The 24104-nt window shown below is 60.7% G+C and carries 18 protein-coding genes, 8 pseudogenes, 1 riboswitch and 1 other annotated feature; of the genes and pseudogenes, 19 read left to right on the forward strand and 7 right to left on the reverse strand.

What is annotated here, in order from left to right:
* Window positions 1–2: 2 nt before the first annotated feature.
* Window positions 3–236: a type II toxin-antitoxin system VapB family antitoxin gene (locus NKI97_RS35550; RefSeq protein ID WP_502901454.1), complete on the forward strand. Its 234-nt coding sequence runs from the start codon at window positions 3–5 to the stop codon at window positions 234–236.
* Between the two features lie 77 nt (window positions 237–313).
* Here the strand turns inward: NKI97_RS35550 and NKI97_RS26950 are convergent, their stop codons facing one another.
* Together NKI97_RS26950 and NKI97_RS26955 are read right to left on the reverse strand one after the other, a co-directional pair.
* On the reverse strand, window positions 314–571 hold the full coding sequence (locus tag NKI97_RS26950; RefSeq protein ID WP_352452180.1) for a hypothetical protein: 258 nt from the start codon (window positions 569–571) through the stop codon (window positions 314–316).
* A 233-nt stretch (window positions 572–804) separates the two neighbouring features.
* Window positions 805–1104, reverse strand: coding sequence for a DUF1236 domain-containing protein (locus tag NKI97_RS26955; RefSeq protein WP_352452179.1), 300 nt, complete (start codon window positions 1102–1104; stop codon window positions 805–807).
* Window positions 1105–1601: 497 nt separating this feature from the next.
* On the opposite strand from NKI97_RS26955, the gene NKI97_RS26960 reads away from it, so the two are divergent.
* Both NKI97_RS26960 and NKI97_RS26965 read left to right on the forward strand, forming a co-directional pair.
* A complete protein-coding gene (locus NKI97_RS26960; RefSeq protein ID WP_352452178.1) occupies window positions 1602–1928 on the forward strand; it encodes a hypothetical protein in 327 nt (108 codons plus the stop codon).
* Window positions 1929–2126: 198 nt separating this feature from the next.
* Window positions 2127–2335: pseudogene (locus NKI97_RS26965) on the forward strand (IS66 family transposase); the annotation flags it as partial.
* A 383-nt stretch (window positions 2336–2718) separates the two neighbouring features.
* On the opposite strand, the gene NKI97_RS26970 reads toward NKI97_RS26965, so the two are convergent.
* Window positions 2719–3270 (reverse strand): hypothetical protein, encoded by a 552-nt coding sequence (locus NKI97_RS26970; RefSeq protein WP_352452177.1) that lies wholly within the window; start codon window positions 3268–3270, stop codon window positions 2719–2721.
* Between the two features lie 143 nt (window positions 3271–3413).
* Here NKI97_RS26970 and NKI97_RS26975 point away from each other — a divergent pair.
* The 3 pseudogenes from NKI97_RS26975 to NKI97_RS26985 all read left to right on the forward strand — a co-directional run.
* A pseudogene (locus NKI97_RS26975) lies at window positions 3414–3920 on the forward strand (IS3 family transposase); the annotation flags it as partial.
* Window positions 3534–3650, forward strand: a sequence feature (AL1L pseudoknot). It overlaps the preceding pseudogene by 117 nt.
* A 390-nt stretch (window positions 3921–4310) precedes the next feature.
* Window positions 4311–4529 (forward strand): annotated as a pseudogene (locus NKI97_RS26980) (tyrosine-type recombinase/integrase); the annotation flags it as partial.
* Window positions 4530–4643: 114 nt separating this feature from the next.
* Window positions 4644–4787: pseudogene (locus NKI97_RS26985) on the forward strand (transposase domain-containing protein); the annotation flags it as partial.
* 27 nt (window positions 4788–4814) lie between these two features.
* Here the strand turns inward: NKI97_RS26985 and NKI97_RS26990 are convergent.
* Entirely contained in the window at window positions 4815–5597 is a 783-nt protein-coding gene (locus NKI97_RS26990) for a cysteine hydrolase family protein (protein ID WP_352452176.1), read from the reverse strand.
* Between the two features lie 451 nt (window positions 5598–6048).
* Between NKI97_RS26990 and NKI97_RS26995 the strand changes: the two genes are divergently transcribed.
* Window positions 6049–6294: a DUF6074 family protein gene (locus NKI97_RS26995; protein WP_352452175.1), complete on the forward strand. Its 246-nt coding sequence runs from the start codon at window positions 6049–6051 to the stop codon at window positions 6292–6294.
* A gap of 968 nt (window positions 6295–7262) precedes the next feature.
* Here NKI97_RS26995 and NKI97_RS27000 read toward each other — a convergent pair.
* The gene (locus tag NKI97_RS27000; RefSeq protein ID WP_352822497.1) at window positions 7263–7703 is read right to left on the reverse strand and encodes a YybH family protein; all 441 of its coding nucleotides are present in this window, start codon (window positions 7701–7703) and stop codon (window positions 7263–7265) included.
* A gap of 1144 nt (window positions 7704–8847) precedes the next feature.
* Here NKI97_RS27000 and NKI97_RS27005 point away from each other — a divergent pair.
* From NKI97_RS27005 to NKI97_RS27040, 8 genes and pseudogenes are all read left to right on the forward strand, one after another.
* Window positions 8848–10392 carry a Fic family protein gene (locus tag NKI97_RS27005; protein WP_352837634.1) on the forward strand — a complete coding sequence of 515 codons (1545 nt, stop codon included), beginning with the start codon at window positions 8848–8850 and terminating at the stop codon, window positions 10390–10392.
* A gap of 182 nt (window positions 10393–10574) precedes the next feature.
* A riboswitch (TPP riboswitch) is annotated at window positions 10575–10691 on the forward strand.
* A 105-nt stretch (window positions 10692–10796) separates the two neighbouring features.
* A pseudogene (gene thiC / locus NKI97_RS27010) lies at window positions 10797–12631 on the forward strand (phosphomethylpyrimidine synthase ThiC).
* Entirely contained in the window at window positions 12628–13629 is a 1002-nt protein-coding gene (gene thiO, locus NKI97_RS27015) for a glycine oxidase ThiO (protein WP_352452171.1), read from the forward strand. The pseudogene thiC and the gene thiO overlap by 4 nt, the downstream one beginning before the upstream one ends.
* Window positions 13598–13795: a sulfur carrier protein ThiS gene (gene thiS, locus NKI97_RS27020; protein WP_031253541.1), complete on the forward strand. Its 198-nt coding sequence runs from the start codon at window positions 13598–13600 to the stop codon at window positions 13793–13795. Before thiO ends, thiS begins: the two co-directional genes overlap by 32 nt.
* Before the next feature lie 3 nt (window positions 13796–13798).
* Window positions 13799–14572, forward strand: a complete 774-nt coding sequence (locus NKI97_RS27025) for a thiazole synthase (protein WP_352452170.1) — start codon at window positions 13799–13801, stop codon at window positions 14570–14572.
* On the forward strand, window positions 14569–15174 hold the full coding sequence (locus NKI97_RS27030; RefSeq protein ID WP_352837636.1) for a thiamine phosphate synthase: 606 nt from the start codon (window positions 14569–14571) through the stop codon (window positions 15172–15174). Before NKI97_RS27025 ends, NKI97_RS27030 begins: the two co-directional genes overlap by 4 nt.
* Complete coding sequence (locus NKI97_RS27035) at window positions 15165–15926, forward strand: hydroxymethylpyrimidine/phosphomethylpyrimidine kinase (protein ID WP_352452200.1); 762 nt, start codon at window positions 15165–15167, stop codon at window positions 15924–15926. The genes NKI97_RS27030 and NKI97_RS27035 overlap by 10 nt, the downstream gene beginning before the upstream one ends.
* Window positions 15922–16065 (forward strand): annotated as a pseudogene (locus NKI97_RS27040) (ribosome small subunit-dependent GTPase A); the annotation flags it as partial. The gene NKI97_RS27035 and the pseudogene NKI97_RS27040, both read left to right, overlap by 5 nt.
* Window positions 16066–16293: 228 nt before the next feature.
* Here the strand turns inward: NKI97_RS27040 and NKI97_RS27045 are convergent.
* Together NKI97_RS27045 and NKI97_RS27050 are read right to left on the reverse strand one after the other, a co-directional pair.
* On the reverse strand, window positions 16294–17352 hold the full coding sequence (locus NKI97_RS27045; protein WP_352452168.1) for a tyrosine-type recombinase/integrase: 1059 nt from the start codon (window positions 17350–17352) through the stop codon (window positions 16294–16296).
* Window positions 17349–17780 carry an excisionase gene (locus NKI97_RS27050; RefSeq protein ID WP_352452167.1) on the reverse strand — a complete coding sequence of 144 codons (432 nt, stop codon included), beginning with the start codon at window positions 17778–17780 and terminating at the stop codon, window positions 17349–17351. The genes NKI97_RS27045 and NKI97_RS27050 overlap by 4 nt, the downstream gene beginning before the upstream one ends.
* 508 nt (window positions 17781–18288) lie before the next feature.
* On the opposite strand from NKI97_RS27050, the gene NKI97_RS27055 reads away from it, so the two are divergent.
* The 4 genes and pseudogenes from NKI97_RS27055 to NKI97_RS27070 form a co-directional block, all read left to right on the forward strand.
* Window positions 18289–19230, forward strand: coding sequence for an ArdC family protein (locus tag NKI97_RS27055; RefSeq protein ID WP_352452166.1), 942 nt, complete (start codon window positions 18289–18291; stop codon window positions 19228–19230).
* 237 nt (window positions 19231–19467) lie between these two features.
* Window positions 19468–20022, forward strand: a pseudogene (locus NKI97_RS27060) (ParB/RepB/Spo0J family partition protein); the annotation flags it as partial.
* A gap of 625 nt (window positions 20023–20647) precedes the next feature.
* Window positions 20648–22348: a group II intron reverse transcriptase/maturase gene (ltrA, locus tag NKI97_RS27065; RefSeq protein WP_352837638.1), complete on the forward strand. Its 1701-nt coding sequence runs from the start codon at window positions 20648–20650 to the stop codon at window positions 22346–22348.
* Window positions 22349–22421: 73 nt separating this feature from the next.
* Window positions 22422–23987, forward strand: a pseudogene (locus tag NKI97_RS27070) (DNA-binding protein); the annotation flags it as partial.
* Between the last annotated feature and the right edge of the window lie 117 nt (window positions 23988–24104).

Below are 24104 nucleotides of genomic sequence, written 5' to 3' on the forward strand. Positions count from 1 at the left end.
GACTGCCGCAACCGCGCCAAAGCGCGACGTTATCGGGAACGAATCCGTGCGTTGGGTTTAGCTCCGCTTCGCAGCGCGCGCTGGAGGAGCGCCTACGTCGATTCGGATCCGACGCTCGCAAGCCGGCAATGCTGGAAGACCTAGCTGCCAGCCGCCGGCGCTGGGCCGCCCTGCCCGTGCTCAATGCTCGCAGCGCCGACGAGATCATCGGGGGCGCGGCCAGCAAGGACGCTTAGTGCGCAATCGATAGGACCTCCTCGCAACCCCGTTTGGACATGGACTTGGAATAGCTGAAAAACGCTCTCGACAGCCGTTATTTGGACTGGCGCGCGGCAGCGATGGCCTGCAAGAGATTAATGCTGCTCATGTCAGGTTGACTGGATGCGGCAACAGCCAGTGCTGCGGCATCGGCCATTTTCGCGACGTCGTCGCTGCTGATGGTTCCGCGCTTTTCCAGCAGGTTTAAAAGTTCGACAACGAGAATGAAGGCGTTCACGCCATACCGTTCGGCTCTGAGCTCGAATTCGCCCCGCGCCAGTTCCTCCGAGTCTCCCTCGACCCTTTTGTCCATGATTTGATCGCCTCCCGCGGCAAAGCTATCATAAATTAACAACCTGTTCTAACCCGCCTTCATCTGGAAAAACCCGCCGTGCCCATCAGCACGGCGGGTTGATCAAGCGTTGCCCAAGGCCTGGTGCTGGCAGATCTATAGATCGATTGCCGCCCGACAGCCTATCAAACACGCTTCGTCCCCGCGCCGCCTAACTTGGTAACGGCGGGCTTCTCCTCCCCAAATCGTTCAGGTCACTGGATGACTTTGACGATCTTGCGTGTGCCTGGATCAACGACAACGGTCCGGTTGTCGACGACGACGTAGCGGTATTTGACGTTCGGGACCTCATGAAGCTCGACTGTGTCGGGCAGGGTTGAGCCGATATTGAGCTCCACTCCAGGAATTTTCACCGAAGCGAGTGGCTGCTTTTTCACATATTCCTTAATCACCGTCTCCTGTTCCGGGTTGATCACCACGTCCTGAGCGGCGGCAGCACCGACACCAGCCAGCAGCAGAAATCCCGCGGCTGCGATGGAAAAACGCATTCTCATAGCTATCTCCTTGTGAGCTCTCTTGCACTGGACGCGAAACTTTGCGCCAAAGCTCCCCCAAACATGAAGCTTGTGCAGACGTTCCTCACTGAGCCTTCGGTCTAGCCGTGCGTGGGACCAAAGTCTTCGCTGCAGTGCGCAATAGCCCCGCACATGCAGCCACGCGGAACTGTGTCTGTTCGTACTCGTTGGCGTCGCTCAACGGAGGAGCCTATGGAGAACAGTGTCCACCAAGCTCGCTGGCTGCTTGCACCGGTTTTCGCCGTCTCCATCACCTTCTTGGTGATAGGAATGGTTGCTAGCTGATGCTCGCTAGCCAGAAATGACGCTCCAACAGCCCCGAATTTGTATCTGCGCAGAAAAGTCCCTTCCTGCGCTGATAGGATCCGCCCGCCATTCCTCGATTGGCGGACGGATCCTCATTTCCCAGCTGCGTCGGATGTCGAGTGAGTAGGAACGGAAATGGACGAGAACAAAAGCAATCGAGACTTGTTCACTTGTTCGACCGAGGCCGCCTGTCGGTCGATGCGCTTTATGAGGTGGAACATTTCGCGCGGGAAAATGGCGTGTGGCCGAGCCAGGTCAGCAAGCTGATCAAAGAGAACGGCAACGACCGTCTGACCCTCACCAAGGCAGTGAAGAGCTGCGCGATCGGCATTGAAAAACCCGCCGCACTCTACAGCACGACGGGTCGATCGAGCGTTGCGCCGAGCACGGGCGTGGGCGCTGGGGTGGGCTGTGCCCGGTGCGGCCCGATCGTAACAAACGATACGTGCGCGGCTGCTTGGCGTCTACCAACCGCCAGTTGGGGACAATTTTCGTAGCCGGTGGGGCGGACAATCATTGCAAATGTCCTCCTTTTACACACCGTTCACTCGTTCATCCCGACGGGCGCTAATTTTGATCACCAGTGACGGCCTTTCTGAAGCATGGGGGTTCCAAAAATCCCTTTCAACAGGCCGGTTTATACCCGTCCGATCCTGAGCTTCGCCAACGCGTTTTCGACCAGGTTTGGAGTGACGAGGTCGGCAGACGAACGCCGTGCGTCGCCAGGAAAGGAGCCGCGCTATTGTCGCCGATCTCGAACCTTGGCTGCGCGAGAAGCTCGGCCTGATCAGCCACAAGACAAAGCTCGCCGAGACGATCCGCTACACTCTCACCCGCTGGGGAAGGCCTCTCGCGCTTCCTCGACGACGGTCGCATCGAGATTGACAGTAACACCGTCGAGCGGGACCGAACAATCGACGCCCGCCTGCAGCAGCTCCATGGCAGCGCTGTGCCTCAAAACATGGGGCGCCGAAGCGTTCGAAACGCAACCGGAAGGTGCCCATTGGTCCAAGCATGGCGTCGTCAGCAGCGTGAGAGTGGCGATATCCGTGTATGACAGCAGAGTTGAAGGCACGGTCAAACACTAAAAGCCGGCGCCGTGTGGGCAAATTGGACGTCCATTGCCGCAGCAATTTCGGTCATGATGGGAGCAATTATGACCGGGGCTATCTTTGCCTCTCCCCCTTCCCCTGGCCTCCAGAACCTGCGAAACTTCGCCATGCGGGCAACATATCACCATGGCGACAAATAAAAAACTCGACCGGAGCCAGACGGCTGTTCTGAGGCCTACCGCTTAACGCACATCCGCGGTTCCGCTGTGCCGCAGATTTCACCTATGCCGCAATCGAGATCGCGACTGCAGGGCGGCGGCATCTGCGGCGGCTCCAGCACGATGAAGGGCGTCATCACCTTTTCGCCGGGCGCAACCAGCTGCGGTGCTGCCGCTCCGGCGGGGCCAAGCGACCGGATATAGCGGTAGAGCGAGCGCACGTCGGTTTCGTCCATCTTGCGGAGATTGTACCAGGGCATTGGCGGCACTGCGTCGAAAAAGCGGGCAATGCGCACGAACTCATCTTCGCCGTCGTCTGCCACCATGAGCCGCAGGTTGGCCGGATAGCTCGTCCCCCATGGACCCTGGAAACCGATGTTGCTGCCCTTGAGCGCCTTCTCCGGGTCGATCTTCCCGCCGCTTTCCCGATAACCCATGCTGTGACAGTCGTGGCAGCCGCCGGTAATCGAGACGTAGAGGCCGCGTTCGACCGAAGGTTCCTCGGCGCGGGCCGGGATGTGGGCGAGCGAGAAAAGCACGGCACTGCACAGCAAAACGATCGTGCGCATGGCATCCCCCGAAGCAAATGCGGAAGAGAGACTATCAAGCCTAGCATCACCCGGGCAAATGAAAACCCCGGCCGGGGCCGGGGTTCTGAGTGAAACGTGGCGGCTCGTTATCTCACGCCAGCCGCACTGGCTGGCTGAAGCGGATGGAGGTGGACAGCGGCCAACGTGCAGGGGTTCCCCACCGAAATGACGGCGCGGATGAAGGCTCTGGAGCGGGAGAACCGGGAGCTTCGGCAGGCCAATGAGATCCTGCGGAAAGCATCCGCTTATTTTGCCAAGGGGGAGCTCGACCGCCCGTTCAAAAAATGATCGCCTTCATTGATGATCATCGTGGCGACTACGGGATCGAGCCAATCTGCAGGGTTCTGCCGATTGCCCCGTCCACCTATCACGCGCGTGCGGCACAGCACCACGATCCTTCCCGCCTGTCATTGCGGGCGAAACGGGATTTGGCTCTGAAGCCGGAGATCACAAGAGTGTTTGCAGAGAACTTCGCCGTCTATGGCGTGCGCAAGGTGTGGCGGCAATTGAAGCGCGAAGGCTTCGATGTGGCCCGCTGCACCATTGAACGATTGATGCGGGAGACCGGGCTGAACGGCGCCATCCGCGGCAGGCCGTTCAGAACCACGATCAGCGACAAGGCCGCGCCCGGTGACGTCGTGATCGGGCCGACTGGTGCGGTCAAGGTCATCGTGGCGACGAGGCCAATCGACTTCCGGAATTACGTTGAGCGTCTGATTATGCGGAGTCCGCAGCGGCAATTGCTTGCCGCCTGCGGTATTTGAGCAGCGATCACTCGACATAATCTGCCGATCGGCTGACGGACTTCAGCACTGCCAGCAGCCTGGCGGGAGTGCGGAAGCGACCCGACTTGAGCGACGGGGGCGCCATCGCGGCAAGCAGTCGGCTCGGCCCGCAGGTAGATTTCAGTGCTTTGGAGGCTGGCGTGACCGAGCCAGAGCGAGACTTTGCGGACATCCCGGGTCGCCTGCAGCGTGTGCATGGCGCAGGTGTGCCGTCTATGTCGACCAAGACATAAGCGGCACACCGCCGCCGTGGAATTGCTGCAGGCCGGTGTCGATTGCTCGGTCATTGCCCTGTGGCTGGGCCATGAGACGATGGAAACGACGCTGATCTATCTTCACGCACATCTTGAGCTGAAGGAATCCGCACTCGCCAAGCTGAAGCCGTACGAACGCGCCAAAGCCGAGCGATTTCGACCAAACGACCGGCTTCTGGAATTCCTGAACGCCCTTTGAGCATGAGAATTATGCCGAGTGTCAACGACTGGCCTGCGGCCAAAACGGCGGGAGAAGCACGCTCTGACCGCCATGGTGAAAGAGGCACTCGGCATAGTTCGACGGTCGCCATAAACATGCAAACTTAACGGCATCGAGCCGCTCGGCTATCTCGCCGACGTCCTCACTAGGATCGTCAACGGCTATCCCAACAGCCGAATCGACGATCTCCTGCCATGGGCCTACGTCACCGCACCCAATCTCAAGGCCGTGATCTGAATTCGGGTGATACGCGGCCTCGCCAGTTCATTCGGCTAGTTCAAGACCCCCCTGAACTCGCTCCTCGATCGCCTTCAGGAAATGGTCGGACGTCGATGTCCATCCAAAGAGTATCTGCACGAGCGTGATCGAGGCGTCATGATTGCTCCTTGAGGCATCCCAGGAGATGGGCTCGCTAGTGCAATCCGTTAGCAGTATGCAGAGATAGTCCCTGAAGAAGGCATCCCGAATTGTCGACTCCACACACACGCTGGTCGTGCATCCTGTCACGATGAGGTGTTTGATGCCTGCGGTCTTCAGAACAGAATCGAGTTCGGTCTCGTAGAAACCGCTGAACCGCGTTTTGTAGAGGACGACATCCCCTGCCTCTGGCTTGAGGTCGTTAACGATATCTGTTCCCCAGGTGTCGCGGATCAGAATCCGGCCCTCGCTACCGTCCGGGGCTGTCATGCTCTCACCGACCCCAAAGATCTGGAGATGTCGGATACGGTTGGGGGCGTCCGATGTCCCAAGGTCCGAGAGGTCGGAATAATACCCCATCTTCAGATAGACGATGGGCACTCTCAAATTGCGAGCGGCAGCTATTACGCTGGCAGTAGGGTCGACAGCCCGTTGAATCCCGGAGATATCGATTCCGGCTCTGTCGAACATTCCACCTTTGGAGCCGAAGTCATTTTGCATGTCCACCACGAGAACTGCAGCGTTAGCGGGATCAATTGAAATAGGTTGAGGCTTCGCGTCTATGACAAGTGGCTGCATTTTTATTCTCCCACCAGCATGAGGGTCGCTCTTTGCGCCCTTGGTTATCATGATCGGCCACCTACATCGCGTCAACAAAAGGGGGAGCTACATCCTGCTTGGGAGCCCCAGGAACAGCGGTTATACTGCTGCGCGGGGCAATGAAGTCGATCGGCTGACGATGCCGGAGCGTGCCGGCTTGCTCCGTTCGCGCAGCAGCGACGATCAAATCCTATCGTGACGACATCGGCTATTCCGGAACGCCAGCCAATGACACCGGCTCTGGAATCGATTGGGAGCATTGTCGAGATTTTTCCGGCCCTGAAGAGCGGAGATCGGCCAATGTCCGCTCTTACCCATTCCTGCCCGACAGTTTGCGCCCAAGCCATCGCGCTCATTGGCTAATCGCGGCACCGTTCAGCGCCCGCACAGAACTCTTACTACTACCAAAAAGAATACGCCGTTAACCAGATTTTCTAACCCGCCAATGCTTAATCGCGAGACTGAATGGGTGAGGTGATCGGTGTCAAGCATAAGGGCGTTTCCGCTGTATCGGCGGCGGAAGTTGGTCGAGGGAGTTGCCCGCGTGCTGGAATCCAAGAACGGCGAGGAGGCGAATGCGTTCTGGCGCTGCACCGCCAAGACAATTCTCGTTCAGTTGTCCGAATCAGGAATTGCACCCGGGCGCGCCGAACAGGAAATTGGAACGCTTCTTCATGCCGTCTTACGCGAGATAGCCAGCCGGAGTGCTGCGAAACGCACACTCTAGCGTCGACTCACGACGAATGATTGCCGCTTGCAGACTCGACTAGGCTTCGCACATGTTACTGCACTGCTCCCGTCGAATGCCAGGTTTCTCACCCCTCATTGCAATATGCGCAGCCGAACTGGCTCGGCCAAGCCGGTTTCGGCAAAAGGCAGGCAGCTAGCGCGGCTCCCGCCCAAAAAGCCAGTTTCGAATATTTCATTGTTTACTCCAGCTGGCACGTGCCCGGTGGCAGCCAGCTGGAAACCTGGCGGAGCCAACCAATTGAGATCGTGAAACACTCCACTTACGCCAATGGTTACGCTCGCTGCCTATCGCCGCGCTGGCCCTAATCACCGTCCGTCGCGGTCTATAATGGGTCGGCTGGCTGCTCCGCGTCGCAATGCTGAATGCCGAAGGACTGGCGCGGCCATGGACAGGCAAGCGCAGGTCCTGATGCGATGTTTGGTGAATCCGGTTGCTGGGCTTGCATTCCATGGTGGTATTCGCTCGAATAAGCTTCTGGCGGGCAGTGTCCGTTCGAATGATGCTTTTGCGTTGCCTTGAGCGCAAGTTTTTGGCCAGCCAGCCAGCGCCTCCTCTTAAGCATGCTGCTGGTCAAGGCCCAGCGGCCTCTAGCTGCTAGTCCCCCCTCAACCAAGCCGCTGGGCCATACCCGCTAGAGCGAAGCGTGCTGTCTCGCACATTAGCAATCCCTTGCTTAAGCACGCTCCAGACTCGTTTCATGAAGCGGGGAATTGGAATTGGTGACGTGGTCGCAATCACCGCGACTGATCAGCGATCCGCCAAATTGGCGGCAAATCCATTGGAAAGCGCGCCAGACCGAAGCTATACCGCGCGGTTAGCCGGTCCCATCGTCCTGCCACTCGACAGCGCTGGCAATAGAGCACCAGATCCCGGTCAATACAGCCGCCCTACCCTTCGCAAGACAGTCGATGAGGGCCTGGATATCTATCCCTATTCGGCCGCACCTAAGTTCCAGATGTCCCGATGTAGGCGCCATGTCCCGTCGTCGCCCTTTTCCAGACGACGAGATACTTGCCCGCGACGGTGGAGAGGGCGCCGCCTTTGCTCGGCACACCGAGCGTAAATGCGCCAACTTCGTAGGCGAGATTCCCGCTCCCTTCCACTTCCAGCGCCTTCAGGGTGAGATTCTTCATCCCGGCCTTGATTGCGCCCTGCCAGAATTCTTCCACGCCCTTGCGGTCATCGACGCGTTTGCCGTCGGGTGGCAGCAGGGCGGCATCGTCGGTATACATTTGACCTACCGCTGCTGCGTTTCCGCTGTTGAAGGCGTCCATGAATTTTACCAACGCCGCTTCGATGTCCTCACGAGCCGAGTGGGCGGCCGCAGACAATGCAGACGAAAGAAGCAGCACAGCAGCAAATGCAAATGACTGAACCAGTCTCATTTCGTCCTCCCTTGCGTGCCCGACATGCCCACCCGATGAATAGCGCCGACCCGAGGGCGCCGCGGCGTTCGATGGCCAGGCGCGGATCATATTAGACTTATCTGATATGACGGCGCAAGCGCAGCTGCGACCCTCTGAACGACCAGCGTAGCAGCTGCCGGAGAGCTTCAAAGCGGCGGCTACCGCCTCACTGCCCTCCTCGTCTCGACGAAAGAGTTCGTTCGAATGATGCTTTTCCGTGGCTTTGCTCGCAAGTTTTCGTCAGCCAGCACAGGGCCTCCTCTTACGCTCGCTGGTCGTCAAGGCGGCCACTAGCTGACAGTCCCCCCGCAGCCAAGCCGCTGGGCCCCTCGACGTGGGGAACGAGCATTGGAGACGATGTCGCGCTTTCCGTTACAGCCCGAAGGCGGGTGACAGATGACCGCGTCAGCCTCTCCACCCCGAGCTACGATTTCACGCATTCGATCAGGCACAGCTCTCTCGGGCTAGCGCGCCAAGCATGAGTTAGCTCCCGAATGAGCAGGTGCCGCCCAGTTCAGCTTCGGCTCTTGCGCGCGCAAAGTATTGGGCGAGATCGATCGGCAGTCCGGTCGGCAAATTGGGGCAGCGATGGCGAGAATGAATGCCAGGAACTTCCCTTCGGTGCCGCTTCGTCGATCTGTTTGCCGAGAAGACGCGCGCGCTGCGTGCCGCCCCATACCGCAGAGAACTCACTTCAGGTCACACACACACACACACGACGCCACCGAGATCCTGCATCACTTTTCTACTCCGACGCCGCCACGTCACCAAGATCAGTCGCGAGCGTGATCGCGGCTATCAAATCGGGATCGCGCGCCGGAGCGCTCTATGAGTGAGCCCCGAACGGCGCGCTGCTCCTCGAGCAATCCGGCTCGACGTAAGGCGGGCCATCCGTGCCGGCCTCGTGACTAAGAGACGGGCGAATGGCGGTTCCTGGACTCACCTTTTTGTCTGAAGTCGCTTCCTTGAGCCGGTGGCGGAGTTCTTGCTTGATCGACTTCAGCACCGTCTTAGAATCGGTTTTCGGAAAATTTGTCTTGTAGCATCAATTTTCATGGAATAGGATCATTTTTCATAGGATTTGGCCGGCTAAACCAAAATTCGATGGAAGGATTCGCTTTTCATGCCTGCGGTGCAACAGCACCAATTTTCAGGTCCTGTTACCGTTTTTCAGGAACTCCGCCTTCCTGAAACGGCGACCCCGGCCGGGTACAGCGCCCTGATCGGAGCCTACAGGCTCGCCGTGCCCTTGCCCCGTAGGTTGTTCGCCACTGGCGAGCATCATCGCATTACCGAACGGGATGGCTGGCGGATCATGACCCCCCGCCACGCCCCAAATCCTACCCTCGAGGGCCACCTGACCTTTGCGCTCAAGTACGAGGGACTGGACCTTGCCGTCCTCAAGCGGCTGTTCCAAGTGACCGGTCCCGCGCCGATCGAGGCGCTGGTCCGTGAAAGCCCGACCGGCAGTTATGCCCGCCGCATCTGGTTTTTATATGAATGGCTGAGGGGCGCGCGTATCGATCTGCCGGACGCGGCGGCCGGACGATACATTCCGGTTCTCGATCCCGAGCTGCAGTGGCCCGGACCCGACAAGACCGCTTCGCGCTACCGCGTAAGGGACAATCTCCCCGGCACGCGTGAGTTCTGCCCTCTGGTGTTCCGCACCAAGATTCTGGAAAAATTCATCGGCCTTGAACTACCGCGGCGCGCGGAGGCAATCGTAGCGGACGTGCCGCGCGACCTCCTTGCTCGGACCGCCGCCTTTCTTTTGCTCAAAGACTCGCGATCAAGCTATGCGATCGAGGGCGAGCACCCGCCGCAAGATCGCATCCAGCGCTGGGGCCGCGCCATCGGCGAAGCCGGCCGCTGGCCGATCGATCGCGATGAGCTGCTGCGTCTGCAAAGAATTGTACTTGGCGACGCCCGTTTCGTAAGACTTGGCTTCCGAAAAGAAGGAGGTTTCGTCGGCGAGCATGACCGAGACAACGGCACGCCCTTGCCCGATCACATCGGCGCTCGGCCCGAGGACCTGCCGCGGCTAATCGATGGAATGGCAGCGTTCGATCAGGGCCCCGCGCAAAAGCTTGATGCAGTCGTAGCCGCCGCAATCCTCGCCTTCGGCTTTGTCTACATTCACCCATTCGAGGACGGAAACGGCCGCATTCACCGCTACCTAATCCACCACGTCCTTGCCATGCGCGGCTTCAATCCGCCGGGAGTGGTCTTTCCCGTCTCGGCCGCGATCCTGGACCAGATCAACGAGTACAGGGGCGTGCTCGAGAGCTATTCGCAGCGCCTTCTGCCGTTGGTGGAATGGGAACCGACGCCGCAATTCAACGTCCGGGTGCTGAATGACACCGGTGATTTCTACCGGTTCTTCGATGCAACCCCGCACGCCGAATTCCTCTATGCCTGCGTTCAGCGGACGATCGAACGGGACCTTCCCGAGGAAACCGCATTTCTGCAGCGCTACGATCAGTTCCGGCAGCAGGTGGACGCCTTTATCGACATGCCCGAGCGGTTGACCGATCTGCTCTTCCGTTTTCTTCACCAGAATGATGGACATCTATCGAATCGCGCGCGCGAAAAGGAATTCGCCGCGCTGACCAGTGACGAGGCAGGAAAAATCGAGGCGATCTACGCGCAAACCTTTGGTGCCCATTGAAGGTGTGATCATCAGGATCGATTTTTAGTCCGACGGTTTGCGATTCCCTTGTCCCTGCCTTCATCTCCGACGCTTGACTTGTCGCCGAGACATGCACGATTTTTTCCGCACGGTCTGACCGGCCGCCGATCAGCCGCGGCCAGAACGCGCTTGACAAACCGGAGCCGTCCCGTCCAACCTCACGCATTCACCAGGGGAGTCCCGGCAAGGGGCTGAGATACTGCTGGCTTTCGCGGCGCAGTGACCCGTTGAACCTGATCCAGTTCATACTGGCGTAGGGACGGTGCAAGCGCTTTGCGGGAGTTCACGCCCGAGGTCCTGTTTCGAGCAGGTCGACCAAAGCGTCTTTTCATCCTTCCGGCACAGAACTGGGTCTCCAATGCAACGAGCAAAGGAGCCTCAAGATGAATGCCCTCACCCCCGCCGTCTCGACGGGACCGCTGCCTGCCTCACGCAAAATCCACAAATCCGGTACCATCCACCCGCAGCTCAGGGTGCCGATGCGCGAAATCTCCGTCCATCCGACAGCCGGCGAGCCGCCCGTCACCGTCTACGATCCGTCCGGCCCCTATACCGACCCGACTGTCGAAACCAGCATTGAAAAGGGCCTGGCCCGGCTTCGCCACGAATGGATCTTGGCGCGTGGCGATGTCGAGGCCGGTGACGGTCGCCATGTCCGGCCGGAGGACAACGGATTCGCGACGGGCGAACGCCTGACGCCGGAATTTCCCATCCGCCACCGACCGCTCAGGGCCAAAGCAGGCAAGGCGGTGACGCAGCTTGCCTACGCGCGCGCAGGCATCATCACACCCGAAATGGAGTTCGTCGCCATCCGCGAGAACCTTGGTCGCGAGATCCTGCACGGCAAGCTTGAGCGCGACGGCGAGGCTTTCGGCGCGACACTGCCCGATTTCGTCACGCCCGAATTCGTGCGTGACGAGGTGGCGCGCGGACGGGCGATCATTCCCGCCAACATCAACCATCCCGAGAGCGAGCCAATGATCATCGGCCGCAATTTCCTGGTCAAGATCAACGCCAATATCGGTAACTCCGCCGTCACATCGTCGATGGCGGAAGAGGTCGAAAAGATGGTGTGGGCGATCCGCTGGGGCGCCGATACGGTGATGGACCTGTCGACCGGCCGCAACATCCACAACATCCGCGACTGGATCGTCCGCAACGCGCCGGTGCCGATCGGCACGGTGCCGCTGTACCAGGCGCTCGAAAAGGTCGGCGGCATTGCCGAGGATCTGACCTGGGAGGTCTACCGCGACACGCTGATCGAACAGGCCGAGCAAGGCGTCGACTATTTCACCATCCACGCCGGCGTGCGGCTGCATTACATCCCGCTGACCGTCGACCGGGTGACGGGTATCGTCTCGCGCGGCGGCTCAATCATGGCCAAATGGTGCCTGCACCATCACCGGGAAAGCTTCCTCTACGAGCACTTCGCCGAGATCTGCGACATCGCCAGAGCCTACGACGTCTCCTTCTCGCTCGGCGACGGCCTTCGTCCAGGCTCGATCGCCGATGCCAACGACGCGGCGCAGTTCGCCGAGCTGGAACGCTCGGCGAGCTGACGCAGATCGCCTGGGCGAAGGATTGCCAGGTGATGATCGAGGGGCCTGGCCACGTGCCGATGCACAAAATCAAGGCGAACATGGACAAGCAACTCGCCGTCTGCGGCGAGGCGCCGTTCTATACGCTTGGACCGCTGACGACCGACATCGCGCCGGGCTACGACCACATCACCTCAGGCATCGGCGCCGCGATGATCGGCTGGTTCGGCACCGCCATGCTCTGCTACGTCACGCCCAAGGAGCATCTCGGCCTTCCCGATCGCAGCGACGTCAAGATCGGCGTGATCACCTACAAGATAGCCGCCCACGCCGCCGACCTGGCGAAGGGCCATCCGGCAGCGAAAGTCAGGGATGATGCGCTTTCCCGCGCGCGCTTCGAGTTCCGCTGGGAGGACCAGTTCAATCTGTCGCTCGACCCGGAAACCGCGCGGTCCTTCCACGACCAGACCTTGCCCAAGGAGGCGCACAAGGTGGCGCATTTCTGCTCGATGTGCGGACCGAAATTCTGCTCGATGCGTATCTCTCACGACATCCGCGCCGAGGCACAGAAAGAGGGCATGGCGGCGATGGCGGCGAAATACCGCGAGGGCGGCGATCTCTACGTGCCGGCGGACGAGACCGGCGCACCGCTCATACCTCAGCCACGTGAGCGATCATGAGGGTCTTGGTCAAAGGGGCCGGCGTCGCCGGCCTCACCGCCGCCTTCGAGTTCGCCGCACGCGGCGCGGCGGTTACCGTTGCCGAGATAAGGCCTGCCCTTGGGGGCAATGCGTCGTGGTTCGCCGGCGGCATGCTGGCGCCATGGTGCGAGCGTGAAAGCGCCGAGCAGCCGGTGCTGGATCTCGGGCGCGGTGCCGCCGACTGGTGGGATGCCGCAACGCCCGGCCAGGTGACGCGGGCCGGAACGCTGGTCGTGGCCGCGCCGCGCGATGCGGGCGAGCTCGACCGGTTCGCCAGCCGCACGACGGGCTATCGGCGCGTCGAGGAAGATGAAATTGCCTTGCTGGAGCCCGACTTAGCCGGCCGCTTCCGCCGCGGATTGCTCTTCCCCGCTGAGGGCCATCTTGATCCGCGCCAGGCGATGGCAGCACTTCATGATAAGCTCGCGGCCACGGGGGTCGAGTTCCGCTTCGGCGCCGACGCCCAGCATGTTTTTGGTTTCGATCGTCAGATCGACTGTACAGGAATGGCGGCGCAAAATGACTGGCTGCGCGGCGTTCGCGGCGAAATGCTCACCCTGCGTATCCCTGATATCTCGCTGTCGCGCCCCGTCAGGCTGCTGCATCCGCGCTTTCCACTCTATGCAGTGCCGCGCACCGACCACCGTTTCATGATTGGTGCGACGATGATTGAAAGCCAGTCCGTCGGACCGGTTACGGCGCGTTCGATGATGGAACTGCTGGGTACCGCCTATGCCCTCCACCCGGCCTTTGGCGAGGCCGAGATCGTTGAAACCGGTGTCGGCGTCCGCCCAGCCTTTCCCGACAATTTGCCGCGCGTCGAAATCAAGGGTGAAATCATCGCGATCAACGGGCTCTATCGTCACGGTTTTCTCCTGGCTCCCGCCATGGCGCGCCAGGCTGCCGATCTGGTTTTCACTCAAGACAGAACCAAGGAGCTTGCTCATGAAACTGATGGTCAACGGCGAAGCGCATGAGGTTGCCGCCACAACGCTGGAGGCGCTGCTTGCCGCGCTTGACTATGAGGGCGATTGGCTGGCGACGGCCGTCAACAATGACCTCGTGCACAAAGCCAACCGGGCGGAATTCCAGTTGAACGACGGCGACCGGATTGAAATCCTCTCGCCCATGCAGGGCGGCTAGGCCATGATCGAGCTTTATGGAGCCGAGCTTCCGTCGCGCCTGCTTCTTGGCACGGCTCAATATCCTTCGCCGGCCATCCTTGCCTATGCAGTCAGGGCTTCGGGCACGGCGGTGGTGACCGTCTCGTTGCGCCGTGAAATGGCAGGCGGCAGGGCTGGCGAAAAATTCTGGTCGTTGATCCGCTCGCTTAGTGTCAGAATCCTGCCCAACACTGCTGGCTGCCACTCCGTCAAGGAAGCGGTCACGACCGCACAAATGGCGCGCGAAGTCTTCGGCACGCCCTGGATCAAGCTCGAAGTGATCGGCAATCACGACACGCTGCAGCCGGACGTGTTCGGTCTGCTCGAAGCCGCCCGCATCCTGTGCGAGGACGGTTTTGCGGTGTTCCCGTATACAACCGACGACCTTGTCGTCGCCGAGCGGCTGCTTGCGGCGGGCTGCAAGGTCTTGATGCCCTGGTGCGCACCGATCGGTTCCGCCCTCGGGCCGGTCAACATCATGGCGCTGCGCTCGATGCGCGGACATTTCCCTGATGTCCCGCTGATCGTGGATGCTGGTCTCGGACGGCCATCGCACGCGGCAACCGTCATGGAGCTCGGCTTTGACGCCGTACTCCTGAACACCGCAGTTGCCAAGGCGGCCGATCCGGTCGGCATGGCGCGTGCGTTCGGCAAGGCGGTCGAGGCCGGTCGTGAAGCTTTCAGCTCGGGAATGCTCGAACCGCGCGAGGTCGCCGTGCCCTCGACGCCGACGATCGGCAGGGCGGTTTTCTCATGAAGCTCGATCCCTTCTACCTGATCGTCGACAGCGCCGCCTGGATCGAACGGCTGGTGCCACTTGGCGTCAAGCTGGTTCAGTTGCGCATCAAGACCTTGGATGAGGCCGGGTTGCGCGCGGAGATCCGCAAGGCGAAGGGTTTATGCGCCCAGCACTGCTGCCAACTGATCGTCAACGACTATTGGCGGCTCGCCATTGAGGAAGGCCGCGACTTCGTCCATCTCGGCCAAGAGGATTTGGCTGCGGCCGACCTGCTGGCGATTAGATACGCCGGATTGAAGCTCGGGCTCAGCACGCACGATCATCCCGAACTGGAAACGGCGATCGCTGCCGAGCCCGACTATATCGCGCTCGGCCCCATCTATCCCACCGTCCTGAAGCAGATGAAATGGGCGCCGCAAGGGCTCAAGCGGATCAGCGAGTGGAAGCATCGGGTGGTACCCATTCCCCTAGTCGCCATAGGCGGCCTCACCCCTGACCGGCTCGACGGTGTCTTCAAGGCTGGTGCGGACAGCGCGGCGGTGGTCACCGACATCACGTTGAATGCCGATCCCGAAGCGCGCACGCGAGAATGGATCGAAAAGACAAAGCCATGGCGCTGAGGCGAGAACCGCATGTGCTCGTGGTCGGCGGATCTGACTCCAGCGGTGGGGCTGGAATTGCACGCGATATCGAGACGATCTCTTCCCTTGGCGTGCGCACCTGTCTCGCTGTCACCGCGCTCACAGTGCAAACGCACGACGCCGTACTGGAAATCCTTCATTCGCCACCAAGCCTGGTGGCTGATCAGATGCGCGCCGCGCTGCAGGCCAACGAAGTGGCGGCAATTAAGATCGGCGTGCTCGGAACAGCCGAGACCATCGCTGCGGTTGCCGCCGTACTGCGCGAAAATCGACAGGTGCCGGCAGTACTCGATCCAGTGCTGGCCTCCACCTCAGGCCGGGCGCTCTTAGAGGCAGCCGCTATCGCTGTCATGAAGCGCGATCTGATGCCGCTTTGCTGCCTTGTCACGCCCAACCTTCCCGAACTGGCGCACCTTATTGGCTCCGAACTGGCAGTGGATGAGGACGATGCGCTCCGACAAGGACAAAGACTGTTGGCCGCCGGCCCTCAGGCGCTGCTGATCAAGGGTGGGCATGCCTCGGGACTCCGATCGACCGATATTTTATTACGCTCCGATCATGAACCCATCCACGTCGATACACCGCGCCTTGCCACATCAATGCGCGGAACAGGTTGCATACTGGCCAGCGCGATTGCGGCGCATCTGGCGAAGGCGAAGCCGCTTGAAGACTGCGTGCGCGAAAGCAAGCGGCTTGTCTTCGCCACGTTTCAGAGGAATGGAGCAGAATGAACCCGGCTATGCGGTACAAGCAGCTTTGGCCGCTAGTATGCTGGATCCTGAGCGTCTTGCTCGCTGGCGCAAACTCTTAGACGAAAATCGCAACAACACGGCGGTTCGAACCGGACCTCGTGGCAGCAATTCGGCCGCGGTCGCGGCGATCATTCATGAAGGAGGAGAGCTGGTCCTCTTGTTTCGAGGGGATCGGCAGCTCGTAGTTCGCAGTTTCGTTCAGTCCGGGGAGTCGGAGTGGATTCGAACGGCGTGACCGCCCAACCCAAATTAGAGAAAGTGGCGCGGGTGGCAGCGTGAACCTGCGACCCCATCGTCCCGAACGATGTGCGCTACCAGCAAAGCCGCAGCTTTTTGGGCCCGATCGTCACGCTTGCTTCGCAATGATCGCGTTTCCTTTCGAGCTTTGGGTGGGAAACATAGGGCCCCCCCTGCCGAGTTCATGTTTCATTGTCATCTGTCCTGAGACCGATTTCGTCGCCTCGGCGGCGACCTGCTTCTTGGCGATCTTCTCGGCGGCGTCTACCTGGAAGTCGGGATGATGGTGGCCATAAGTATCGATCAGGACATCCACGGTGATGCCCAGAAAGCCCGCCGCCTGCCACATGTCGGCGCCGGCCCGCATCAGCCAGGTCGCAGCGGTGTGGCGAAGCGTGTGCGAAGTGACGTCGGGACCGAGGCCGGCTGCCTCGCGAGCTCTCCTGAAGCTCTTCTTTACCGACACCACCGGCTTTCCATTCCATTCCACGACAAAATCTTGCGATATTTTTCGGCCGATATTTGCGCTTTTGCCGCGCGCCTTGGTTCTGATATCGAGATCCGTGCACGCCCAGCGGCGGAGGTGAGCCAATAGCCGGTCCGGCAGGCGCACGGGCGGCTGGCGTTTTTTGGTCTTCTTTGCGCCATCGGCACGGCGGTAAAAGATGCCGCGGTCAAGGTCCACATAACCACGCCCTTTGGTTGGACGGACGGCGGCGCCGCAAACTGCGGCAGAGCGTGTTCCTGTATAAAGCGCGACAAGCATGAAGCGGGCGAGGTGTCGTCCGGTACGCCGGCCGCTCTCCTGGCCCTTCCATTTCTGCTTCATACGCCAAGCTGCCCAGATGAGAGCGGCCGCTTCACTGCGCGTCAACCAGCGCTCGCGTGCACCAGCCTTGTCGGGCAGGACAATCGTCGGTGCGGCAGTCGTGTAACCTTCCCTGCGGTAGTAGTTGATGGCTGCACGAAAATCCTCGAGTTGGCGGCGCGCAACGGCTTCTGTGGGACAGGACGCGGCGTAGTCGCGGCAGAGTTTGCCGTTAATAGCGGCGAGGGTCTTTTCACCGAAGAAATCGAGGACGTTGTCCAGCCGAGCCGCCGTCTCTTCCGGCGCGGCATGCTTCGGTGCAACCTCTCTCAGGTAGACGCTGACGACATCGGCTATCAAGACATCTTCGGCACCGCGCGCTCGGTGGTACTTGCTTGCGATGTAGGCCGCGAGCGCCTTTTCAGCTTCAGGTCCTGGATGGCCTTTTTCGCCGCTGCCAGCGCTGATGAACGTTGTTCGATCGCGGATAAACCATCCAGCTTTGTTTCGGAGTGTTCCGTCCTTTTTCCAGCTTTCGCCGCGCCAGACGAGGCGTGGCCCTTTCGACGCCCGCGGCATAGTTCCCTCATTCTGGTGATCGCCAGCAAGGTGACGTACTCCTTTCCTGCGATTAGCTCGGTTTCAAGTCGGCCGGCGTCACGTTCCTTGCGTAGGCCTGCTGCGCACATCGAGCCATCGGGAAAGGCAATTCGTGCTGCAATCGCGACGCGCAGGGGCGTGGTCTCGTCGAATTGTTCGGGGATTTTCAAAACGGAGCCCTCAGCCAATCTCTATGGTCCGATAGTTTCGCTCGGAAACAGACGGATCGCGGGTCGCATTGAGCACACTTTTCTGTCTCGCCATTCCGGATGCCCTGCCGCACGATCTTTTCTCTGAATATACGGCTGCGAAAAGCGCCGACTGGAGCGCCTGCGGCAAAGATGCTCCTTTGACCTGCTAATCGGAACGGTTGCGCTGACGCGCACTCCACGAGCCTTTCGGCTGGCTCCCCACTTCCGTGGCCGGTGAAACCGCTCCTGACTGGCTTCGGCTATCTGTGCGGCTTCCGTTTCCATGGACTCACTGCCAGGTCTCTTGGGCCTACTCCCGCGCGCCCGGCTTTAGTGGGTTCTGCTGATCGCCTCACGCTGCGGTTTCGAACGGTGTCTTTCACCTCGGAGTTGGTCAGCAACCGCAATCTTCGTTCGAGTCCATAGAGTTAGAGCGCCGCGCTTGGCGCACTGACGGGTTGAAGGCTGGGAGAGAGGCTCCCGGCGCCCGACGCGGAGACTCGCAATGACCAAGCATCGGCACCAAGCTGCCCCGACCCGGGCCAGCGTATATGACGACATCACCAGCAAGATCATCGGCGAGCTGGAGGCCGGTCGGCTGCCCTGGGTTCAGCCATGGGGAATGGCAGCTGCGAAGGCGCCGCTCGCCATGCCGAAGAACGCCGCCACCGACCGGCAATACTCTGGAATCAATGTCCTGATCCTCTGGGGTTCGGTGATCGAGCAGGGCTTTTCAGGACAGAGCTGGCTGACCTTCCGCCAGGCGCTCGCGCTTGGCGGTAGCGTCCGCAAGGGTGAGCATGGAACGACAGTCGTCTACGCCCATCGGTTCGTGCCCGACGACGAGAAAAAGCGCACCCGCGAAACCGGCGAGCAAGCCCGATCGATCCCATTCCTCAAACGCTTCACGGTGTTCAACGCCGCGCAGTGCGACGGGCTGCCCGACGATGTTGCGATGGCCACGCACCCGCCCCTACCCGGCCTGATCGAGCCGAAGGTCGAGAGGCTGATCAAGCAGACGGGGATCGATTTCCGGGTTGGTGGCAGCCGCGCCTTCTACGCTCCGGCCCACGATTATGTGCGGGTCCCGCCACCCCAAGCCTACTTCGAGCCGATCAATTGGCACCGGACCGCCCTGCATGAACTCGGGCACGCCACCGGTCATGCCTCACGCCTCAACCGGGATTTGTCTGGTTCCTTCGGCACCAAGAAGTATGCCTTCGAAGAGCTGGTTGCCGAGATAAGTGCGGCTTTCTGCTGCGCCTCGCTGGGCATCACTCCGACCGTGCGTCACGCCGACTATATCGGCTCGTGGCTGGAGGTCCTGCGCGAGGATAACCGTGCGATCGTTCGCGCCGCCTCTCTGGCAAGCAGGGCTGCGGATTATCTCTTGGGGTTCTTGCCCGACAAAGTCGCCGCTGACGACGATCGGCGGGAGGCAGCGTAATGGCCGCCCGCTTCCAGTTCGGCGTCTTCCTGCGGATGCGTTCATGACCGAAGTCTGCCTCGATGCCGGACCCCGCTGCGGCGAAGTCGTTGCAGAGCGCCAGGACCGACCGGCTGCTCCGCGACAAGTGTCGCTTGGCTGCAGAGCACATCAGAGGGCGGGGAGTGACGGAATTCTCATGACGGGTTTGGAGGTCGAGAGAGAGGCTCTCGGCCGCCCGTCGCGGAGTACATCCCGATGGCTACTGCCGTTCAGAAGATCACCCTGTCGTCCTCGCGCGACATTCCCTTCAACAAGCTGGTGCTCTCCCAGTCCAATGTCCGGCGCGTCAAGGTCGGCGTCTCGATCGAGGATCTTGCGGCCTCGATCGCCCGCCGCGGCTTGATCCAGAGCCTCAGCGTCTTGTCCGTCGTCGACAGCGACGGCAACGAGACTGGCATGTTTGAGGTACCTGCCGGAGGCCGGCGCTTCCGCGCGCTTGAGCTGCTGGTGAAGCAAAAGCGCCTCGCCAAGACCGCCCTCGTGCCCTGTGTCGTGCGCGCCCGTCACAGCGCGATCGTTGCCGAGGAGGTGTCGCTCGCCGAGAACATTGAGCGAGCGCCGCTGCACCCGCTCGATCAGTTTCGCGCCTTCCAGGACATGCGCCAAAAAGGCATGAGCGAGGAGGAGATTGCCGCAGCCTTCTTCGTGCCGGTCAACGTCGTTAAGCAACGGCTTAGGCTGGCTTCTGTCTCCCCAGTGCTGCTCGATGTGTATGCCGATGACGGGATGACGCTGGAGCAACTCATGGCTGTGCGGCGTGAAGCTGCGTAAGTGATTGTTTTGCTTGTCGTCTAACGGCGACTCGACAAAACCTGCCGTTCCTCCGGCAGTAGCCTAGGGATGCAGGCATGACGGGAGACTGCTGTGTCTGAAGCCATCCTGAGAATGTACTCCGATCCCGAAAGGGTGAAGCAGAACCCGCGAGGGCGAACGCGAAGCTGCAAGCATTATGTGGCAGGAGGCTAGGCTTGGAAGTAAGGTTAACATATGTGAATCGGCGTTAAACCTCGTTAGTTGTAACGTGCCAAAGATGCTGTCAGGCACGAACCAAAATGGTAAGTGGGTTGGACTTCGGATTTGCCATTTCCGAAGCGAGGACTTCGAACCCACCGGGGAAAAGCCGGCACCTAACCTTCCATCGTCACTTACGTGGAACACGATAAGCCCGTATCTCTGCCTAGCAATGGGCAGGCCGACCGCAAGGAACGCTGTTGGGGGTGCGGGTATGGGAGGTCGGAGAAAGCGAATGCCGCGCTGTAATGGCGTGGATAGGGGTTGCGGTTCGCCAACATCACCCCGCCCGAAAGGGAGCAGACTTCCGACTGGTCTCTCGTCGCGAGAGAGTTTGTAGAACCCTCGACAGGAGGACAGGCAAATGACGGTCATATCCATGACTGGTGCGGCCTCCGGCGGTGAGGTCGACTGGCATCAGATCGACTGGGCTAGCGCGCACCGAACCGCTCGGCGGCTGCAGATGCGTATCGCGAAGGCAGTTCGGGAAGGCCGCTGGGGCAAGGTGAAAGCTTTGCAATGGCTGCTGACCCACTCGCGTAGCGGCAAAGCCATTGCCGTGAAGCGTGTCACCGAAAACCAAGGAAAGAAGACACCCGGTGTTGACGGAGAAATCTGGGATACACCGGGTAAACGTGCCAGAGGAATGTTGTCGCTCGCACGGCGAGGCTATCAGCCACAGCCGTTGAGACGGGTGTTCATCCCGAAAGCGAACGGAAAGATGCGTCCATTGGGCATCCCGACGATGCGGGACCGGGCGATGCAGGCATTCCACCTGCTCGCATTGGAACCGATCTCGGAGTCCACGGCGGACCCGAACTCCTACGGCTTCCGGCCGGAGCGAGCGAGCCGCGACGCGGCGGAACAGTGCTTCCAGGCACTGCGCCAACGTGTATCGGCCCAGTGGGTTCTCGACGCGGATATATCCGGTTGCTTCGACAACATCGGTCATGACTGGCTCATCGCCAACGTCCCCACGGACAAGGTGGTGCTTCAGAAATGGCTGAAATCCGGGTTCGTGCAGAATGGCGAACTGTTCGCGACGGAAGCGGGAACGCCGCAAGGCGGCATTATCTCGCCGACGCTCGCGAACATGACCTTGGACGGGATGGAAAGGGTGTTGCGCAAGCGCTTCGCTCCCAGCCACCCACAATGTCGAAAGAACAAGGTCAATCTGATCCGCTATGCGGACGACTTCGTCATCACCGGTGCCTCGAAAGAGCTGCTGGAGGAGGCAAGGTCGCTGATGGAGGACTTCTTGCAACAGAGGGGCCTCGCCCTCTCGGAGGAGAAGACCAAAATCGTGCATATCGAGGAAGGCTTCGACTTCCTCGGCTGGAACGTGCGCAAATATGATGGGAAGCTCCTCATAAAGCCTGCCAAGAAGAATGTGCAAGCGTTCTTGCGCAAGGTCCGGACGATCATCAGGGACGCCAGAACCGCGAAGCAGGAATATGTGATCGGTCGCCTCAATCCGGTTATCCGAGGATGGGCGAACTATCACCGCAATCAGGTGGCGGCAGAGACCTTCGGAAAGGTCGATCACCTCATCTGGAAGCAACTCTGGCAATGGGCTTGCCGCCGGCACCCACATAAGCCGCTAACTTGGGTGAAGGATCGTTACTTCGCTCGGGAAGGCACGCGAAACTGGGTGTTCCGGGCAGAGGTGAATGACGACGAGGGAAACAGCAAGTTCGTGCGGCTCGTAAAAGCCACCGACGTTCCTATCCGGCGTCATCGCAAGATCAGAGCCGAGGCCAACCCGTTCGACCCGTCATGGGATAGCTACTTTGCCGACAGGCATGGTCAGCTCATGGATCGGCAAGGGCGGAACTTGGCGCCCAAGCTCTGGAAGGCGCAGGGTGGTATCTGCCCTATCTGTCGAGAATACATTACGGTGAATACCGGGTGGGAAATCCACCACGTCGTTCCCCGTGGTCTCGGCGGATCGGAAGCAAGATCCAACCTCACGCTGTTGCACACCAACTGCCACTGGCAGGCCCACAGCTATACTTGGAACGGTGAACTGGCGGCTCCGGTAAAACGGAGTTTTGTAGAGGCTTGAGCCGTATGCGGGGAAACTCGCACGTACGGTTCTTAGGGGGGAATGGCCCAGCAATGTGCTGTTCCTACCCGACTTCACGGTCTCTGAAGACCGCGCTCGCCAGGAGCAGATCTGGGAGGCAATCAGGGATGCCTGGTCGAAAGAGCCCTATCAAATCCGGCGCATGCTGACCGAAACGACGGTGCGCGCCTCCGACAAGCGCGCCGTCTTCGTGGGGACCGACGCCTATGAGGCCGCGGGTGGTATCGTCATGCACGACCTGTTCCAGTCGGATGACGGCGGCTGGCTGCAGGATGCAGCGCTGTTGGACCGCCTGGTCACCGAGAAGCTCAAGGCGGTTGCCCAGGAAGTTGCAGCCGAGGGTTGGAAGTGGGTCGAGGTCGCTGTCAGCTTCCCCTACGACGCAACGCGTGGGCTGTATCAGCTGCAGAGTGATCCGCTCGATCTCTCTGCCGAGGAGCAGGCTACCATCGATGCCCTCAACGCCGAGCATGCCAAGCTTGAAACCGAATCTGAGGGTGCTGACGAGCTGCCCGAAGACGTCGATCAGCGACTCGGTGAAATCGAGACCGCGCTCGCCAATTTCGACAAGCGCCCAAGGCAGTTCGATCCGGCCGACATCGCCATCGCCGGCGCGTTCGTCAGCATCGACGCCGACGGCTCGCTCTCGGTCGACCGCGGCTTTCTCCGGCCTGAGGACGTGCCGCCGATGTCATTCGACGGCGCGAATGAATCGAACAGGGACGGCGGGTCCGGGGCTGCCGACAGTTCGTCGGTGCACCGTGCCGTTGTCACCATTGGCGGCCAGGCAGTCGAGTGCGAGGAAGACGAGGACGATGCGGTCAAGCCTCTGCCGGACCGACTGGTGACAGAGTTGACCGCACGCCGGACGCTGGCGTTGCGCGATGCGGTTGCCGGCAACCCTCACGTCGCCATGACAGCGCTCTTGCACAAGCTGGTCACCGACACGTTCCAGCACCGCACCACGAACGGGTGCCTGGAGGCCTCGATCCGTCACGTCTTCTTTCCTCTGCAGGCAGGTGACCTGAAGGACAGCCCCTCGGCGAAATCGGTGGCCGAACGCCATGAGGCCTGGAAATCGGACCTGCCGACCGAGGACGATGCACTTTGGGACTGGATCGCCTCACTTGATGAGACCAGCCGCGCGGCGTTGCTCGCCCATTGCGTCAGCTACGGCGTGAACGCGCTCCACGAGAAAGCCGACCGCTATGGCGGCGCTATCTCGGCACACGGGGTTCGGCAGCGGATCGCGCAAGCTGATCGACTGGCACGCGCGGTCGGTCTCGATATGGTCGACGCCGGCTGGACACCGACAGTCGAAAACTATCTCGGCCGCATCACCAAGTCTCGCATTCTCGAGGCAGTGCGAGAGGCGAAGGGGGAACAGGCCGCACAGCTTATCGACCATCTGAAGAAGGGTGATATGGCGAAGGAAGCCGAGCGCTTGCTGACCGATAGTGGCTGGCTGCCCGAGCCGCTGCGCCTGGTCGACCTCGACGGCAGTGCTGGCGCTGATAGCGGCGCCGGCGCCGACGGCTATGGGGAAGAGCTGCCCGAATTCCTCTCAGACGACGATGCGCAGATTGAAGACAGCGAACCGCACATGGCCGCTGAATAGATCGCCTCGCGCGGGGCGGGGTAGGCCCGGGCCCCCCCCGTTCAAAACCCGCCCGGCGGGGACGTTGTGGGGCACCCGGCAAGAGCAAAATGTAGGGGTTTAAAAGATCACCCCCCC

The sequence above is a fragment of the Mesorhizobium sp. M0296 genome (assembly GCF_040321675.1).
In the GTDB taxonomy this organism is placed as follows: Bacteria; Pseudomonadota; Alphaproteobacteria; order Rhizobiales; family Rhizobiaceae; genus Mesorhizobium.

What these genes read in the sequence shown, in the direction of transcription:
- NKI97_RS26950 (WP_352452180.1), bottom strand. Translation starts at nt 571, where the DNA reads ATGGACAAAAGGGTCGAGGGAGACTCGGAGGAACTGGCGCGGGGCGAA.
- NKI97_RS26955 (WP_352452179.1), bottom strand. Translation starts at nt 1,104, where the DNA reads ATGAGAATGCGTTTTTCCATCGCAGCCGCGGGATTTCTGCTGCTGGCT.
- NKI97_RS26970 (WP_352452177.1), bottom strand. Translation starts at nt 3,270, where the DNA reads ATGCGCACGATCGTTTTGCTGTGCAGTGCCGTGCTTTTCTCGCTCGCC.
- NKI97_RS26990 (WP_352452176.1), bottom strand. Translation starts at nt 5,597, where the DNA reads ATGATAACCAAGGGCGCAAAGAGCGACCCTCATGCTGGTGGGAGAATA.
- NKI97_RS27000 (WP_352822497.1), bottom strand. Translation starts at nt 7,703, where the DNA reads ATGAGACTGGTTCAGTCATTTGCATTTGCTGCTGTGCTGCTTCTTTCG.
- NKI97_RS27005 (WP_352837634.1), top strand. Translation starts at nt 8,848, where the DNA reads ATGCCTGCGGTGCAACAGCACCAATTTTCAGGTCCTGTTACCGTTTTT.
- thiO (WP_352452171.1), top strand. Translation starts at nt 12,628, where the DNA reads ATGAGGGTCTTGGTCAAAGGGGCCGGCGTCGCCGGCCTCACCGCCGCC.
- thiS (WP_031253541.1), top strand. Translation starts at nt 13,598, where the DNA reads ATGAAACTGATGGTCAACGGCGAAGCGCATGAGGTTGCCGCCACAACG.
- NKI97_RS27025 (WP_352452170.1), top strand. Translation starts at nt 13,799, where the DNA reads ATGATCGAGCTTTATGGAGCCGAGCTTCCGTCGCGCCTGCTTCTTGGC.
- NKI97_RS27030 (WP_352837636.1), top strand. Translation starts at nt 14,569, where the DNA reads ATGAAGCTCGATCCCTTCTACCTGATCGTCGACAGCGCCGCCTGGATC.
- NKI97_RS27035 (WP_352452200.1), top strand. Translation starts at nt 15,165, where the DNA reads ATGGCGCTGAGGCGAGAACCGCATGTGCTCGTGGTCGGCGGATCTGAC.
- NKI97_RS27055 (WP_352452166.1), top strand. Translation starts at nt 18,289, where the DNA reads ATGACCAAGCATCGGCACCAAGCTGCCCCGACCCGGGCCAGCGTATAT.
- ltrA (WP_352837638.1), top strand. Translation starts at nt 20,648, where the DNA reads ATGACGGTCATATCCATGACTGGTGCGGCCTCCGGCGGTGAGGTCGAC.